This window comes from Pseudomonas sp. B20 (assembly GCF_020515755.1).
GTDB classification, from domain to species: Bacteria; Pseudomonadota; Gammaproteobacteria; order Pseudomonadales; family Pseudomonadaceae; genus Aquipseudomonas; species Aquipseudomonas syringae.
The window spans coordinates 55,995-71,194 of record NZ_JAHPJG010000008.1 but is presented as its reverse complement, the minus strand read 5'-3'; the positions used below and the strand labels follow the sequence as shown (position 1 = coordinate 71,194).

Sequence of the window (15,200 nt, the reverse complement as noted above, 5' to 3'; positions counted from 1 at the left end):
TATGAATATTCAATGATTGGGAACGAATGATGGTATTCAGCGAAAACAGCGACATTACGCTGGTCGTCACCAGTTGTGGTCGATTCGACCTGTTGAAGCGCACCCTGGAAACGTTTGACCATTTCAACACTGCGCCCATACGCCATGTGCTGATTACCGAAGACTCCGGCGATGATCGGGTTCAGGCCTGCATTCCCGAGCACTGGCACCCGCATACGCGCTTCATCATCAACAACCCCAAGCTGGGGCAGATGCGCTCTGTCGATGCGGCCTATTCGCTGATCGAAACGTCCTGGGTGTTCCATTGCGAAGACGACTGGGATTTCTACCGTCCGCACTTCATCGAAGAGTCGATGACGCTGCTGGAATACGATCCTCAGGCCTTGCAAGTCTGGTTGCGCAGCTACAATCATGATCTGCGTATCCACAGCCCTTACGTTTACCTGAACGAGCGTGAAGTGGTCGAGGGTATCCCGTTTTACAAACTGGGCTCGCACAAGCCGGAATGGCAGGGGTTTTCCTTCAATCCGGGGCTGCGCCGCCTGGCTGATTACCTGCAGCATGCGCCTTATGCCGAACACGGTGGCGAGAAGAAACTTTCACAATTATTCGCTGCGCAAAACCGTTACGCTCTGATTCTGGAAAATGATGCCGTGTTGCACACCGGGTTTGGTGAGCACGTGGAGGTGCCGCAGGAGCGGCTTGATAAACAGCGTCGCAAACGTCGGGATCGCATCAAGCTGATCGTCGCTGTGCTCGCTGGCCTAGTAGCAGGTTGGTTGCTTAATAATGTCAGTTGACCCGATAAGAGTGCCCGGCAGCAAAGTACAGCAGTACTTCACGGCTGCCATCGTCATCTTCCTGCTGAGCTTCATCCTCAACCCCTCAGCCAAGATCACCAATAACCTGTTTTATGCATTCACGGCGCTGCCGGGCTTGTTCTTTCTGATCAAGTACCGAGCCGCTGGCGTGTTTGCCAAGCCTCTGGGCATTGCCTGGGCGGTGTTCATGGCTTGCTTTCTGGTCCCGGCGCTACAGGCGCAGGAGTTCCAGTATTACAAGCACATCATCTATGTCAGCCTGTTTGTCTTTGTCGTGGCGGGGATCACCGACAACGGCTTCTTCAGGCGCGGGGTCTTCGTGCGCAGTATGTTCTGGGCGCTGTGCCTGTACATCCTGCTCAGCAGTATTCACAGCTGGGTGACCGGGCAGTTCGAGTTCGGCCAGCGTGTGGCGATTTTGCCGGGGCGAATGGAAAACGTGATCTACGCCAGTGCCTGGCTGGTCTGCAGCCTCGCGTTGGCCATGCCGCTGTGGGCAAAAGAGCGTCGCTGGGTCGAGGCCGTCTGCGCCGTCTTCGTCACGCTGGTGATAACCGCCTTTGTCGTACAGACACGCACTGCGCTGGTGGGTTGCGCCGTCCTGTTTGCCGTCTGCACCGCCTATTCGCTCTACCGTTTCCCGCTACGCACGATCGTGGCCTTGTTGGCACTGGGCGTCGTGGCGGCAGCCGCCTTCTGGTTCGTCAAGGATGAACAATGGGTCGCCCTGCTGATGGTCAGAGGTGATTCTTACCGCATCGAGCTGTTTGAAATCATGACCGGTGAATGGCGTCGCTGTGGCTGGATGCTCGGCTGTGGTGTGGATTTCTACACGACCCAGACCCTGACGGGCGGCATACCGATCCAGCACCCGCACAATATTTTCGTGTCGCTGGGGCTGTATACCGGTGCCGCTTCGCTGGTGATGTTTCTGGTCGTGATGGCGATGACGCTGTGGGACGCGGTGCGCAACGGCGATGCCTGGGGTCTTTACCTGGTGTGTGCGCTGGTCATGCTTAACTTCGACGGCGGCCAGCTGGTCGGCAATCCCGACGAGCTCTGGGTGCTGGTGCTGTTACCGGCGACCATGGTGCTCGGGCGAGTGGTGCAGACGCATCGACTCAGGCAGCAGCAATAGCATCAAAAAAATGGCCGCTTCGAAAGCGGCCATTTTTCATGGGGCAGGTTTATTGAACAGCCTGGGCCAGTTCAGAGGTGTCGCAGAGGGTCTGCGCGCTCATGTAGCCATCGAGGAAGGCCGGGTTGCCGTTGTCCAGCAGCCATTGGCGGTCTTCCTGATAGCGCAGCATGTGTTTGAAGTTGCGCAAGCGAAGGCTTTTGCGCAAGGCGCGGCGATAGGTTTTCATGTCGGCGATGTCAATCAGGCCGAGGCTGCCTTCGGGCGTGAGGATCACGTTGCCAAGATGGGCCGAGCGAAAGTAGATGCCCTTTTCGTGCAACCCGGCAATGAAGCTTCCCAGTTGCCTGCGCAGCTTGTCGTCGGCCACCGCACTGCCCAGCAGCTGGCGCAGGGTGAAGCCGGCCAGCGGATCATAATGCACGGCATCGCGCTCGATCTCGGCGATGCGGCTGACCGAGCGTATGCGCGGGCAGGGAATGCCGCGTTTGGCCAGCGTTTCACAGTTGTCTGCGAAGCGCTGCGCGTAGGGGTACCAGGCTGCGGAGCTGACAAGGCGTTTGCGCCGAAACAATTTCAGCATGGAGCCGTCACGCAGACGGAGTACTTTGTCGCCCGTACCGTCGGCTTCAAGTACTTCGGCACCTTGAACCCGTTCAAGGTAATGGGCGTGGTCAAGCGCTTGCATCGATACTCCGGTTTTTACGCCCTTGGGAATGGACGAGCCGCCTATGTTACCGCAGCAGGCAGCCGCGAAAACCGCTGTGATACAATTCGGCCTCTTTTTAACACGACGGATTCTCATGACAACTTCCGAATCGTCCACAACCTCCAGCGTGAAAATCTATTTCCGCCTGTTGTCTTATGTGCGTCCGTATGTGGGCATTTTCCTGCTCAGCATCATTGGTTTCGTGATCTTCGCCTCGACCCAGCCGATGCTCGCCGGCATCCTGAAATATTTCGTCGACGGCCTGACCAATCCTGAAGCGGTGCTGTTCCCCAATGTCCCTTATCTGCGCGAGTTGCAGCTGTTGCAGGCCGTGCCGCTGCTGATCGTGCTGATCGCCGCATGGCAGGGGCTGGGTTCGTTTCTGGGCAACTATTTCCTGGCCAAGGTTTCCCTCGGGCTGGTGCATGATTTGCGCGTAGAGCTGTTCAACAAGCTGCTGGTGCTGCCCAATCGTTACTTCGACACGACCAACTCCGGTCATCTGATCTCACGTATCACCTTCAACGTCACGATGGTGACCGGCGCTGCCACCGATGCCATCAAGGTGGTCATTCGCGAAGGCCTGACCGTGGTGTTCCTGTTCATCTATCTGCTGATGATGAACTGGAAGCTGACGCTGGTGATGCTCGCGATTTTGCCGTTGATTGCCGTCATGGTCGGCACCGCGAGCAAGAAATTTCGCAAGCAGAGCAAGAAGATCCAGGTGGCGATGGGTGATGTCACGCATGTTGCCTCGGAAACCATTCAGGGCTATCGCGTAGTCCGCAGCTTCGGTGGCGAGTCCTACGAGCAGGCGCGCTTTGCCCAGGCCAGCAACAGCAACACCAAAAAGCAGTTGCGCATGACCAAGACCGGCGCCATCTACACGCCGATGCTGCAACTGGTGATCTACAGCGCCATGGCGGTGCTGATGTTCCTGGTGCTGTTCCTGCGTGGTGAAGCGACTGCGGGTGATCTGGTCGCCTACATCACCGCTGCGGGCCTGCTGCCCAAGCCGATTCGTCAGCTGTCGGAAGTCAGCTCCACGATCCAGAAGGGCGTCGCCGGTGCCGAGAGCATCTTCGAACAGCTGGATGTGGAAGAGGAAGTCGACACCGGCACCATCGAGCGTGAGCGCGTGACCGGCCACCTCGAGGTGAAGAACCTCAGCTTCTTCTACCCGCAGACGGCGCGTCAGGTGTTGAACGACATCAGTTTCTCCGCCGCGCCGGGACAGATGATTGCCTTAGTAGGACGCTCCGGCAGCGGCAAGTCGACCCTGGCCAACCTGATCCCGCGTTTCTACGGGCACGACATGGGCAACATCCTGCTCGATGGCGTCGAGATCAACGATTATCGCTTGCGTAACCTGCGCAGGCACATCGCTCAGGTCAATCAGAACGTCACGCTGTTCAATGACACGATTGCCAACAACATTGCCTACGGCGATCTGGCTGGCGCGCCGCGTGCCGACATCGAAGCGGCTGCCGCTGATGCGTACGCCAAGGAATTCATCGATCAGTTGCCGCAGGGTTTCGATACCCAGGTGGGCGAAAACGGTGTGCTGCTGTCCGGCGGTCAACGCCAGCGTCTGGCCATTGCCCGCGCGCTGCTCAAGAACGCCCCGTTGCTGATTCTCGACGAAGCCACCTCGGCGCTGGACACCGAGTCCGAGCGGCACATTCAGGCGGCGCTGGATCACGTCATGAAGGGCCGTACCACGCTGGTCATCGCCCACCGCCTTTCGACCATCGAGAAGGCCGACCTGATTCTGGTCATGGACGCCGGGCAGATCGTCGAACGCGGTACGCACTCGGAGCTGCTGGCGCAGAACGGCTATTACGCCCGCCTGCATGCCATGGGGCTGGACGAGCCGGCTCCTGTCCAGACTGTGTGAAAACTACTACGCTTGGCAATACTGCGTTAAAAACAGGCGAAAAATGCTCATTTAGAACACCTAGACTCCGCTTTTTCGCCTGTTTTTGCCTTGTCTTGCCTTCGCTCGTGACGTTTTTACACACTCTGGATCGGCGCTGTCTGACCTGACTTTCACCGGGCGGACCCAGGCGGTCCGCCTGCCTTTTGAGCGGCGTGATTCAACAGCCTGTCGGTTGCAAACCCCTGTGCTAAGATTCCGCCCCTGTCCATTTTTCAAGTACGGGTTGTTCCATGAAGCTATCCATGCCGCGCTTTGATCAGGCCCCTGTCCTGGTGGTGGGCGATGTCATGCTCGACAGATACTGGCATGGTGGTACCTCGCGTATTTCCCCTGAAGCGCCAGTGCCTGTGGTCAAGGTCGATCAGATCGAGGACCGTCCGGGTGGCGCTGCCAACGTGGCCTTGAACATCGCTGCGCTGGGCGCACCCGCCTCGTTGGTCGGTGTGACGGGGGATGACGAAGCTGCCGAGAGTCTGACCAACAGCCTCAAGGCTGCTGGTGTGCTGGCGCGCTTTCAGCGCATCGCCGATCAGCCGACCATCGTCAAACTGCGTGTCATGAGTCGCCACCAGCAATTGTTGCGTATCGATTTCGAAGAACCGTTCAGGACCGACCCGCTGGCCCTGAGCGCAGAGGTCTACAGCTTGCTGGATGGCATCAAGGTGCTGGTCCTGTCGGATTACGGCAAGGGCGCACTGAAAAACCATCAGGCGCTGATTCAGGCCGCCCGCAAGCGCGGCATTCCGGTGCTGGCCGACCCCAAGGGCAAGGATTTCGCGATCTATCGCGGTGCTAGCCTGATCACACCGAACCTCAGCGAATTCGAGGCCATCGTCGGCCATTGTGTTGATGAGGCACAACTGGTCACCAAGGGTGCGCAGTTGATGCAGGAGCTCGATCTCGGCGCGCTGCTGGTGACCCGTGGCGAGCATGGCATGACCTTGCTGCGCCCTGATCAGCAGGCGCTGCACCTGCCGGCCCGTGCCCGCGAAGTGTTCGATGTGACCGGTGCTGGTGATACGGTGATTTCAACCCTGGCGGCAGCGATCGCTGCCGGCGAAGAGTTGCCGCATGCGGTGGCGCTGGCCAATCTGGCCGCGGGCATCGTGGTCGGCAAGCTGGGTACCGCGGCCATCAGCGCACCCGAGCTGCGCCGGGCCATTCAGCGTGAAGAAGGCTCCGAGCGTGGCGTGCTGGGTCTGGAGCAACTGCTGCTGGCGGTCGATGATGCACGCGCGCACAAGGAAAAGATCGTTTTCACCAACGGTTGCTTCGACATTCTCCACGCCGGTCATGTGACCTATCTGGAGCAGGCGCGCGCCTTGGGTGATCGCCTGATCGTTGCCGTCAACGACGATGCGTCCGTCAGCCGCCTGAAAGGGCCAGGTCGACCGATCAACAGCGTTGAGCGGCGCATGGCGGTGCTGGCCGGCCTGGGGGCCGTGGACTGGGTCATCAGCTTCCCGGAAGGAACCCCGGAAAACCTGCTGACCCACGTCAAGCCCGACGTGCTGGTCAAGGGTGGTGATTACGGTGTCGATCAGGTGGTCGGTGCCGATATCGTTCAGGCGTACGGCGGCGAAGTGCGTGTGCTGGGGCTGGTGGAAAACAGCTCTACCACCGCGATCGTCGAAAAGATTCGAGGGCAGGGGTAGGGGTAGGGGTAGGGGTTAGCTGCAAGCTGCAAGCTGCAAGCTGCAAGCCAAAGCAGATCAAATCAAAAGGCTTGAGGCTTGAGGCTTACAGCTTGCCACTAATGGAGTGCAACAGCTCTCGCGCCTTGCCGGTCAGGCGTTTCAGCCCTGACTTCTTCGCCGGTGGGGCCATGCCCTGCTGACGCAGCCAGTCTTTCCAGCGAATCCGCTCTTCACGCACCACCCAGCCATCCTGCGCGGCGAAACTCTCGGCCAGGTACAGCCCTCTTGTACCGGCCGGGATCAGCTTGTCGCGTTTGAGCGTGTACAGCTCGGGCAGGGGCGCGCCATTCTCCAGCGGCATGAGGTACAGGTCAGGTTTGCTGCGGTTGAGGCGGGCGACCAGTTGATCGTTTTCCAGAGCTTCGTCGACATGGAAAAGGCTGACCGGGCGCGCCTCCTTGGGGATTTCCAGGCGCATGTCGTAAATCAGTTGCAAGGACGCCGTGGGCAAATGCACATAGGCCCGTGGACGTTCCAGCAGGGTCAGGCTGCCGGTTCGCACCGGTCTCGCGGCGCCGGAGAGGGGGCTCAGGCGAAAGGGCATGGCCTCGCGATAGTGCAGCGCGGCGGCGTAGGGCGCAGGCAGCCAGGTCTCCTTGAACAGTCCGCTGAGCCAGCCCTGCGGTGTTTCGATCAGGCACTCTTCGGCCACTTCCTGAATCGCGGTGTGCAGCGGCAGTGTCAGCTCATGGGCCGGGACATAACCCGAGATCAGCTTGAGCACGACGTCGCCGCGATCCTGACGACGCTGGCGAACCAGCACCCAGTAATCGCGATTCTGCCAACTGACGGTCAGGCGAACGGAGACCCCCAGATTGGCCAGTTCGGTGGAGAAACGTTCGGTGTCCGGCACGTCGATCTTGCGCCGCCGCTGCAAGGTCTGCGCGAAGTTCATTGGCATGCCGACACTCTGGTAGCTCATGCTTTCCGCAGTGGCCTCGACAAACAGCGGCAGGGTCTTGAAGTTGCTGGGATTCTTCCGGATCAGTGTTCGCGGCATAACGGCTCCTTCTTGCGTTGGGGTCGGCCGCCTCAATCAGGCTTGACGGCAAATCACGGCAGCGGCAGTTGCAACGTTGTGTGCCAGGTGCAACGGGTTGATGGTGCCGACAATAGCACTGGCAACCGCCGGATGTTCAAACAGTAGCTGGAAACTGGCGTGGACCGGGTCCATGCCGGGTGTCAGGCAGACATGACCACTGGCCAGCGCTTTCTTCACCAGAATGCCTTTGCCATGAGCCTGCGCGTAATCCAGTACCGGTTTTTCATCCTGCTCGTTGAGGTTGTAAGTGACCATTGCGCAGTCACCGTCACGCAGCGCCAGCAGGCCGCCTTCGACGGTCTTGCCGGAAAAGCCGAAGCCGCGAATCTTGCCTTCGCGCTTGAGGTCGGCGAGTGTCTGATACACCTCGGCGTCGTTGAGGATCGCCAGATCGTTGCCGTCCGAATGCACCAGAACCAGATCGAGAAAGTCAGTTTCAAGACGTTTCAGGCTGCGCTCGACCGATGTGCGTGTATGCGCGGCGCTGAAGTCATGGCTCGACTGGCCGTTGACGAATTCCTCGCCAACCTTGCTGACGATTACCCAGTCCTGGCGCTGACCGCGCAGCAGCGGCCCGAGGCGCTCTTCGCTGGTGCCGTAGGCGGGGGCCGTGTCGATCAGGTTGATGCCCATGTCGCGGGCCATGCGCAGCAGCATCTGCGCCTGCTGGTCATCGGGAATCTTGAAGCCGCTGGGGTATTTGACGCCCTGGTCGCGCCCCAGTTTGACGGTGCCCAGCCCCAGCGGCGATACATTCAGGCCGGTACTGCCCAGCGGGCGATGCAGATCGTGCAGGGTTTTCAGGCTCATGGCAGCAGTTCATCCCAGACAGGTATGGCCATCGGAGGCCGTGGCACATCGCTCAGCGCAGCTTGCGGGGTCGGGTGGATGCCGTCTCTGGACAGCTGCGACAGGACCCGGTCGGCGAAGTCCGGTGCCAGTGCCAGCTTGGTCGGCCAGCCGATCATCAGGCGTTGCTGGCTGTCGAGGAAGGCGTTGTCCGGGCGCACCAGCCCTGATTGAGCCGGCTCGGCACGATCAACACGCAGGGTCGCCCACTGCGCCTGACTCAGGTCGACCCACGGCAGCAGCGCCTCAAGCTCTTTGCGCGCGACGGCGATCTGCGCGTCCGGTTGGCGCGCCACGCCATCGGCTTCGGCCAGATCGCCACCCAGATACCACACCCACTGGCCATCTGCGGCCGGGTGCGTGGTCACGGTGATGCGAGGCTTGGGCCCGCCACCCAGGCAATGAGCGTACAGCGGCTTCAAGGTCGGCCCCTTGACCAGCACCATGTGCAACGGGCGGCGCTGCATCTGCGGTTGCGACACGCCCAGTGAGTTCAGCAGGTCGGCATTGCCGCCGCCGGCACTGAGCACGATGCGCTGCGCATGGATATCGCGACCATCGACGCGCAGACCGATCAGTTCATCGCCCTCGAAGAGCGGCTCGATGTGCTGACCGGCCAGCAGGCTGTCACCGGCCAGCTCGGCAAGCCGCCCGATCAGGCTGGGTACATCGACCACCAGCTCGGCCAGTCGATAGACCTTGCCTTTGAATTTGGGGTTTTGCAGGGCTGGCGGCAGTTGCTCGCCTTTGACCTGATCCACGCGACCGCGCACGGCCTTGCTGGCGAAGAAACTGGTGAGGTTGCCGGCGATGGTGCCTGGCGACCACAGGTAATGGGCCTCGGACAGCAGGCGTACACCGGACAGGTCCAGCTCGCCCTTGCCATCGAGGGCCTCACGCCAGCGGCGCGGCATGTCGGCAATGGCTTCGGAGGCACCCGACAGCGCGCCATGCAGCGCGTACTTGGCGCCGCCGTGGATGATCCCCTGAGACTTGAGGCTTTGCCCGCCACCCAGGCTGGCGCTTTCTACCAGCACTGTCGAGAACCCTTGACGACGCAACCGGGCATTGAGCCAGAGACCGGCTACGCCAGCCCCGACAATCAGCACGTCAGTGGAAATAACCGATGGCATGAGCACCTCAGTGAGCGAAAAGTACCAGCATTATAAAGGATCGGGTTTTCAATGCCCGGCGGTTTTCGAGAACAGCTGAATGACTGCCACGCCTGCCACGATCATGCCCATGCCCAGCAGCGCTGGCAGGTCGAGTTTCTGGCCGTAGATGAAGAACGCCGCGATGCTCACCATGACGATGCCCATGCCCGACCAGATGGCGTAAGTGATGCCCACCGGGATCGTGCGCATCACCAGAATCAGCATCCAGAACGCGATCGCATAGCCGGTAATCAACAGCACCAGGGGCAGCGGGGTGCTGAAACCCTTCACGGCTTTCATGGACGTGGTGGCGATGACTTCCGCGCAAACGGCGATAGCCAACAGGTAATAAGCGTTCATGGTGCATTCCTTTTCGTCAGGCTGCGCATTCTAGCGACTTGTGATGGCGGGCTGATAAACTCCGCGCCCATGAATAGAACTCTTTATACCGTACTGTTTCATCTCGGCCTGCCGCTGGTTGCCCTGCGTCTGTGGTTGCGTGCGCGCAAGGCTCCGGCGTATCGCCAGCGCATCGGCGAGCGCTTCGCCCGCGGCTTGCCGGTCATGCAGCGGGGCGGTATCTGGGTGCATGCGGTGTCGGTGGGTGAAAGCATCGCCGCAGCGCCGATGATTCGGTCGCTGCTGGTGCAATATCCGCAATTGCCGATCACTGTGACTTGCATGACGCCCACAGGTTCGGAGCGAATCAAGGCGCTGTTCGCCAGTGAGCCGCGAATTCAGCATTGCTACCTGCCCTACGACCTGCCGTGGGCGGCCGCTGGTTTTCTCGATCAGGTACAGCCACGGCTGGGGATCATTATGGAGACCGAGCTGTGGCCCAACCACATCCATCAGTGTTCCCTGCGCGGTATTCCTGTGGTGCTCGCCAATGCGCGGCTGTCGGAGCGTTCGGCGCGGGGTTACGCGCGCTTTGCCGGGCTGACGCGACCGATGCTCGCGGAAATGGCCTGGTTCGCGGTGCAGACTGAAGCTGAGGCGCAGCGCTTTCGTGATTTGGGCGCACGCCCCGAGTGCGTGTCGGTGACCGGCTCGATCAAGTTCGACCTGAGCATCGACCCGCAACTTCTGCAGCGTGCCGCCCAGCAGCGTGAACAATGGCAGACCACGCAGCGTCCGGTCTGGATCGCGGCCAGCACACATGCGGGCGAGGATGAAAGCGTGCTGGCGGCTCATCGCACGTTACTGACCAGTCACCCCGATGCGCTGCTGATTCTGGTGCCGCGCCACCCCGAACGTTTCGACAGCGTGCATGCGTTGTGTCAGCAACAGGGGTTTGCGACGGTAAGGCGCTCCTCCGCGCAGGCTGTCACGCCTGACGTCTCGGTGCTGATGGGCGATACCATGGGGGAATTGCTGTTTCTCTATGCGCTGGCTGACATCGCGTTCGTTGGCGGCAGCCTGGTGCCCAACGGCGGGCACAACCTGCTGGAGCCTGCAGCACTGGCCATGCCGGTACTTAGCGGCCCGCACCTGTTCAACTTCCTCGAGATCGCCGCCATGCTGCGCAAGGCCGGTGCGTTGCAAGAGGTCAACGATGCAGCAGCGCTGGCCGCCGCCGTGCAGGGTCTTTTCGACCAGCCGCAGCAGGCGCGCAACATGGCCGATGCCGGGCTTGCGGTGATGAAGGCCAATCAGGGCGCGCTGCAACGCCTGCTCGACGGGATCGGGCGGTTGATGAGCAGGCGCTGAGTCGGGGAGGACGCGGAGCGTCCGGAACGGCATACCTACGCGGAGCATGGGTACGATAGTTGAGCTCGTCCAGACACCTATCGTTCCTCACGCTCCAGCGTAGGAATGCATTTCGTGACGCTCTGCGTCACCTGTCAGCGCTTTGCAGGTCGCTCGAAGTTCTTCTGCGCGGCAGTCGCCAGGTCCGGCGGCAGGAAGTCCTTGTCCGGGTTGTAGTCGGCCTTCAGGTAGCGCGACAGGTCCTGCAGGTCGCCCGGGTTCAGGGTGCCTGCTGCCTGCTTGAGGCGCAGGTTGTCGAGGATGTAGTCGTAACGCGTGTTGTTGTAGTCCCGCACCGAGGCATACAGCTGGCGTTGCGCATCCAGCACGTCGACGATGTTGCGGGTGCCGACCTGATAACCGATTTCAGTGGCCTCCAGCGCGCTCTGGTTGGAAATGATCGATTGCTTGCGGGCCTGAACCTGCTCCACATCGGTGTTCACCGCGCGATGCAGGTTGCGCGTGTTTTCCACCACCTGACGACGCAGGCTTTCACGGCGTTGCTCGCTCTGGCTAAGGCGCGCATAGGCTTCGCGTACCTGTGAGCTGGTCAGCCCGCCGCTGTAGATCGGGATATTCAACTGCACGCCGATGCTGCGCTGCTCGACGTCGCCGCCGTAATTGCGGCCGGTGTAGTTGGGGTTGCTGAAACCCAGTGCGTCGTTATCGCCACGCTGATAGGTCGCCACGGCATCGAGCGTCGGTGCGTGTCCGGCCTTGCGCTGACGCAGGGTTTCTTCGGCGGCATTGACTGCGTAGTTGCTGGCCAGCAGATTGAGGTTCTGCTGCGCGGCGGTATCGACCCAGGCCTTGGCGTCATTGGGCGTCGGTGCCAGCACCGGCAGGGTATGCACGATGCCTTCGATCGAGTTGTATTCGCGGTTAGTCAGCGTCACCAGCGCCTGAAAGGCATCGTCCACCTGACGCTGGGCAATGAGTCGGCTGGCGCGTGACGTGTCAAAGCTGGCCTGCGCCTGCAGTACATCGGTCTTGTCCGACAGGCCGACATCGAAGCGCTCGTTGGCCTGATCCAGTTGGCGCTTGAAGGCCGCTTCCTCGGCCTTGGTCGAGGCCAGATTGTCCTGTGCACGCAGTACGCTGAAATAGCTTTGCGCCGATTGCAGGATCAGATTCTGCTCGGTAGCCGACAGCTCAAGTGCCGCCTGTTCGTTGCTCGCTTCGGCAGCCTGCAACTGGAACCAGCGGTCGGCGCGGAAGATTGGCTGGCTCAGCGTGGCCTGGTAGAGGTTGCCGCTGCGGGTGGCCACGGCTCTGGGCTGATCGATGCTGGTTCGGGTGCTGCTGTTCTGGGCGCTACCGGAAATATTCGGCAGCAAACCGGCGCGGGCCTGCGGCACGGCTTCCTTGCGTGCATCGTAGTCGGCGCGCGAGGCTGCGAGGTCGGCGTTGTTGTCCACAGCCTGCTGATAAACGCTCAACAGCCCTGTCTGCGTTGGCATCGGCAATTCGGCTGCCCAGGTCAACCCGCTGGACGCAAACGAAACAGCCACGACCAACGAAAGTTTGCGCAACATGAGGCATTCCCTGTTCATGAAGAAAATAATTACAGTTCGGGTTGAAGAGAAACCGGGCTAGGGAGTGTAGAGCCAGACGCTTTTGGCAACAATCGTCGATTTGCGCCATTTATCGAGCCCCGTGCAAATAGGCTGGCGTTGCGACGGCACCCCGTCATAGACTGGCGGCGTTCTTGTCGGGGTGCCTTGCTATGAGGCTGAGATCGGTTAAACCGGATCCCGTTGAACCTGATCAGGTTAGCGCCTGCGTAGGGAACAAGATTTCTCGTCTCCCGGCGAGTCCTCTTGAGTACCGTCCGGGGTCGATTGTTCAAATAATGAACAGTTTCGCCTCCTTTCGCTACTCAGCACCAGCACTGGTGCACCCGTCCGTCATGTCAGGTCACTCCGACAATAAATCCGCAACTGGATGTCTGGAGAGCCGTGATGAGTATAAAAGCAAAAAACGCAGCCCATTTGAGTGAGTCGGCGCAGGTCGATTCCGGATCGGTACAGCCGTTTACCCGTTCGCAGAAAATCTACGTTCAGGGCTCGCGCCCGGACATCCGCGTGCCGATGCGCGAAGTCACCCTGGATGTCACCCCGACTGACTTTGGCGGCGAGATCAACGCCCCGGTCACGGTCTATGACACCTCCGGCCCCTACACCGACCCCAATGTGATCATCGACGTGCGCAAAGGCCTGGCTGACGTGCGTTCGCCATGGATCGACTCGCGCAATGACACCGAGCGTCTGCCGGGCCTGAGTTCCAACTTCGGCCAGCAACGCCTGAGCGATGCCGAACTCACCGCGCTGCGCTTTGCCCATGTGCGCAACCCGCGCCGGGCCAAGGCCGGCGCCAACGTCAGCCAGATGCACTATGCGCGTCAGGGCATCATCACCGCCGAGATGGAATACGTCGCCATCCGCGAGAACATGAAGCTCCAGGAAGCCCGCGCCGCAGGTCTGCTGACCCAGCAACATGCCGGGCACAGCTTTGGCGCGAGCATTCCGAAAGAAATCACTGCCGAGTTCGTGCGTGAAGAGATTGCCCGGGGCCGCGCGATCATTCCGGCCAACATCAACCACGTCGAGCTTGAGCCGATGATCATCGGTCGCAACTTCCTGGTGAAGATCAACGGCAACATCGGCAACAGCGCACTGGGCTCTTCCATCGAAGAGGAAGTCGCCAAGCTGACCTGGGGCATCCGCTGGGGCTCGGACACGGTCATGGACCTGTCCACCGGCAAGCACATTCATGAAACCCGCGAGTGGATCATCCGCAATTCGCCGGTGCCGATCGGTACGGTGCCGATCTATCAGGCACTGGAAAAAGTGGGGGGTGCAGCCGAGGACCTGACTTGGGAGCTGTTCCGCGACACGCTGATCGAGCAGGCCGAGCAGGGCGTCGATTACTTCACCATCCACGCCGGAGTGCTGCTGCGTTACGTGCCGCTGACCGCCAAGCGTGTCACCGGTATCGTCAGCCGTGGCGGTTCGATCATGGCCAAATGGTGCCTGGCGCACCACAAGGAAAACTTCCTTTACACCCATTTCGAAGACATCTGCGAAATCATGAAGGCCTACGACGTCAGCTTCTCGCTGGGCGATGGTCTGCGTCCGGGCTCGATTGCCGATGCCAACGATGCGGCGCAGTTCGGTGAGCTGGAAACGCTGGGCGAACTGACCAAGATTGCCTGGAAGCATGATGTGCAGACCATGATCGAAGGCCCCGGCCATGTGCCGATGCAGTTGATCAAGGAGAACATGGACAAACAACTGGAGTGCTGCGACGAAGCGCCGTTCTACACCCTTGGCCCGCTGACCACCGACATCGCGCCGGGTTACGACCACATCACCTCGGGCATCGGGGCGGCCATGATCGGCTGGTTCGGCTGCGCCATGCTGTGTTACGTCACGCCCAAGGAACATCTGGGGTTGCCGAACAAGGATGATGTCAAAACCGGGATCATCACCTACAAGATCGCAGCCCATGCGGCGGACCTTGCCAAAGGCCATCCGGGTGCGCAGATCCGCGACAACGCCTTGAGCAAGGCGCGTTTCGAGTTCCGCTGGGAAGACCAGTTCAACCTCGGCCTGGACCCGGACACTGCGCGTTCGTACCACGACGAAACCCTGCCCAAGGATTCGGCCAAGGTCGCGCATTTCTGCTCCATGTGCGGGCCTAAATTCTGCTCGATGAAGATCACTCAGGAAGTCCGCGAGTACGCCGCCAATCAGCGCATCGAGGCGGTAGACGTCGACGTCGCCAAGGGACTGGCCGAACAGGCCGAGCGCTTCAAGCAGGAAGGCAGCCAGTTGTACAAGAAGGTGTAAAGGGCGATAGCCCGTCGTTATACACAGTTCCGCTTTGATTCTGCCCGAAGGGCGTAGGAGCGACCGGGGGGGCGATCCGCATTGTTCGCGAAAGGGCTTGGCTTCTGCCCGAAGGGCGTAGGAGCGAACTTGTTCGCGAAAGCTTTATTCCGGGCGATACATCTTCAGCGGATGTAACGACCCTTTCGCGAACAAGTTCGCTCCCACGGCCTACGGCCTACGGCCAGAAGCCGAAGCGGACTTGTGCATAG

Annotated in this window: 12 protein-coding genes and 1 riboswitch; of the genes, 6 read left to right on the top strand and 6 right to left on the bottom strand. The window is 60.6% G+C overall.

Features of this window, described 5'->3' with window-relative positions; genetic code table 11:
* Nucleotides 1-26: 26 nt before the first annotated feature.
* On the top strand, nucleotides 27-800 hold the full coding sequence (locus LIX91_RS10890; protein WP_003414424.1) for a glycosyltransferase family 2 protein: 774 nt from the start codon (nucleotides 27-29) through the stop codon (nucleotides 798-800).
* A complete protein-coding gene (locus LIX91_RS10885; RefSeq protein WP_032702575.1) occupies nucleotides 790-1,959 on the top strand; it encodes a membrane protein in 1,170 nt (389 codons plus the stop codon). Before LIX91_RS10890 ends, LIX91_RS10885 begins: the two co-directional genes overlap by 11 nt.
* A 49-nt stretch (nucleotides 1,960-2,008) precedes the next feature.
* Here the strand turns inward: LIX91_RS10885 and LIX91_RS10880 are convergent, their stop codons facing one another.
* Entirely contained in the window at nucleotides 2,009-2,647 is a 639-nt protein-coding gene (locus LIX91_RS10880) for a toluene tolerance protein (protein ID WP_003414428.1), read from the bottom strand.
* Between the two features lie 115 nt (nucleotides 2,648-2,762).
* On the opposite strand from LIX91_RS10880, the gene msbA reads away from it, so the two are divergent.
* Together msbA and hldE are read left to right on the top strand one after the other, a co-directional pair.
* Nucleotides 2,763-4,565: a lipid A export permease/ATP-binding protein MsbA gene (gene msbA / locus LIX91_RS10875; RefSeq protein ID WP_004409436.1), complete on the top strand. Its 1,803-nt coding sequence runs from the start codon at nucleotides 2,763-2,765 to the stop codon at nucleotides 4,563-4,565.
* A 272-nt stretch (nucleotides 4,566-4,837) separates the two neighbouring features.
* Complete coding sequence (gene hldE / locus LIX91_RS10870; RefSeq protein ID WP_032702576.1) at nucleotides 4,838-6,262, top strand: bifunctional D-glycero-beta-D-manno-heptose-7-phosphate kinase/D-glycero-beta-D-manno-heptose 1-phosphate adenylyltransferase HldE; 1,425 nt, start codon at nucleotides 4,838-4,840, stop codon at nucleotides 6,260-6,262.
* Nucleotides 6,263-6,347: 85 nt separating this feature from the next.
* Here hldE and LIX91_RS10865 read toward each other — a convergent pair whose 3' ends face one another.
* The 4 genes from LIX91_RS10865 to LIX91_RS10850 are packed head-to-tail and all read right to left on the bottom strand — an operon-like array spanning nucleotide 6,348 to nucleotide 9,709.
* Entirely contained in the window at nucleotides 6,348-7,304 is a 957-nt protein-coding gene (locus LIX91_RS10865) for a metal ABC transporter ATPase (protein WP_226488471.1), read from the bottom strand.
* Between the two features lie 36 nt (nucleotides 7,305-7,340).
* On the bottom strand, nucleotides 7,341-8,156 hold the full coding sequence (locus LIX91_RS10860; protein WP_003414435.1) for an aldo/keto reductase: 816 nt from the start codon (nucleotides 8,154-8,156) through the stop codon (nucleotides 7,341-7,343).
* The gene (locus LIX91_RS10855) at nucleotides 8,153-9,328 is read right to left on the bottom strand and encodes an NAD(P)/FAD-dependent oxidoreductase (protein ID WP_057445396.1); all 1,176 of its coding nucleotides are present in this window, start codon (nucleotides 9,326-9,328) and stop codon (nucleotides 8,153-8,155) included. Before LIX91_RS10855 ends, LIX91_RS10860 begins: the two co-directional genes overlap by 4 nt.
* A gap of 48 nt (nucleotides 9,329-9,376) precedes the next feature.
* Complete coding sequence (locus tag LIX91_RS10850; protein ID WP_003346798.1) at nucleotides 9,377-9,709, bottom strand: SMR family transporter; 333 nt, start codon at nucleotides 9,707-9,709, stop codon at nucleotides 9,377-9,379.
* Nucleotides 9,710-9,778: 69 nt separating this feature from the next.
* Between LIX91_RS10850 and waaA the strand changes: the two genes are divergently transcribed.
* Nucleotides 9,779-11,059, top strand: coding sequence for a lipid IV(A) 3-deoxy-D-manno-octulosonic acid transferase (gene waaA / locus LIX91_RS10845; protein WP_103696041.1), 1,281 nt, complete (start codon nucleotides 9,779-9,781; stop codon nucleotides 11,057-11,059).
* 134 nt (nucleotides 11,060-11,193) lie between these two features.
* On the opposite strand, the gene LIX91_RS10840 is transcribed toward waaA, so the two are convergent.
* Nucleotides 11,194-12,633: a TolC family outer membrane protein gene (locus tag LIX91_RS10840; protein WP_226488470.1), complete on the bottom strand. Its 1,440-nt coding sequence runs from the start codon at nucleotides 12,631-12,633 to the stop codon at nucleotides 11,194-11,196.
* Between the two features lie 167 nt (nucleotides 12,634-12,800).
* Nucleotides 12,801-12,905: riboswitch (TPP riboswitch) on the top strand.
* Nucleotides 12,906-13,059: 154 nt separating this feature from the next.
* Between LIX91_RS10840 and thiC the strand changes: the two genes are divergently transcribed.
* A complete protein-coding gene (gene thiC / locus LIX91_RS10835) occupies nucleotides 13,060-14,949 on the top strand; it encodes a phosphomethylpyrimidine synthase ThiC (RefSeq protein ID WP_003414443.1) in 1,890 nt (629 codons plus the stop codon).
* The last annotated feature ends 251 nt before the right edge of the window (nucleotides 14,950-15,200 follow it).

Coding starts and splice junctions, on each gene's coding strand:
- LIX91_RS10890 (WP_003414424.1), top strand. CDS start 27: ATGATGGTATTCAGCGAAAACAGCGACATTACGCTGGTCGTCACCAGT.
- LIX91_RS10885 (WP_032702575.1), top strand. CDS start 790: ATGTCAGTTGACCCGATAAGAGTGCCCGGCAGCAAAGTACAGCAGTAC.
- LIX91_RS10880 (WP_003414428.1), bottom strand. CDS start 2,647: ATGCAAGCGCTTGACCACGCCCATTACCTTGAACGGGTTCAAGGTGCC.
- msbA (WP_004409436.1), top strand. CDS start 2,763: ATGACAACTTCCGAATCGTCCACAACCTCCAGCGTGAAAATCTATTTC.
- hldE (WP_032702576.1), top strand. CDS start 4,838: ATGAAGCTATCCATGCCGCGCTTTGATCAGGCCCCTGTCCTGGTGGTG.
- LIX91_RS10865 (WP_226488471.1), bottom strand. CDS start 7,304: ATGCCGCGAACACTGATCCGGAAGAATCCCAGCAACTTCAAGACCCTG.
- LIX91_RS10860 (WP_003414435.1), bottom strand. CDS start 8,156: ATGAGCCTGAAAACCCTGCACGATCTGCATCGCCCGCTGGGCAGTACC.
- LIX91_RS10855 (WP_057445396.1), bottom strand. CDS start 9,328: ATGCCATCGGTTATTTCCACTGACGTGCTGATTGTCGGGGCTGGCGTA.
- LIX91_RS10850 (WP_003346798.1), bottom strand. CDS start 9,709: ATGAACGCTTATTACCTGTTGGCTATCGCCGTTTGCGCGGAAGTCATC.
- waaA (WP_103696041.1), top strand. CDS start 9,779: ATGAATAGAACTCTTTATACCGTACTGTTTCATCTCGGCCTGCCGCTG.
- LIX91_RS10840 (WP_226488470.1), bottom strand. CDS start 12,633: ATGTTGCGCAAACTTTCGTTGGTCGTGGCTGTTTCGTTTGCGTCCAGC.
- thiC (WP_003414443.1), top strand. CDS start 13,060: ATGAGTATAAAAGCAAAAAACGCAGCCCATTTGAGTGAGTCGGCGCAG.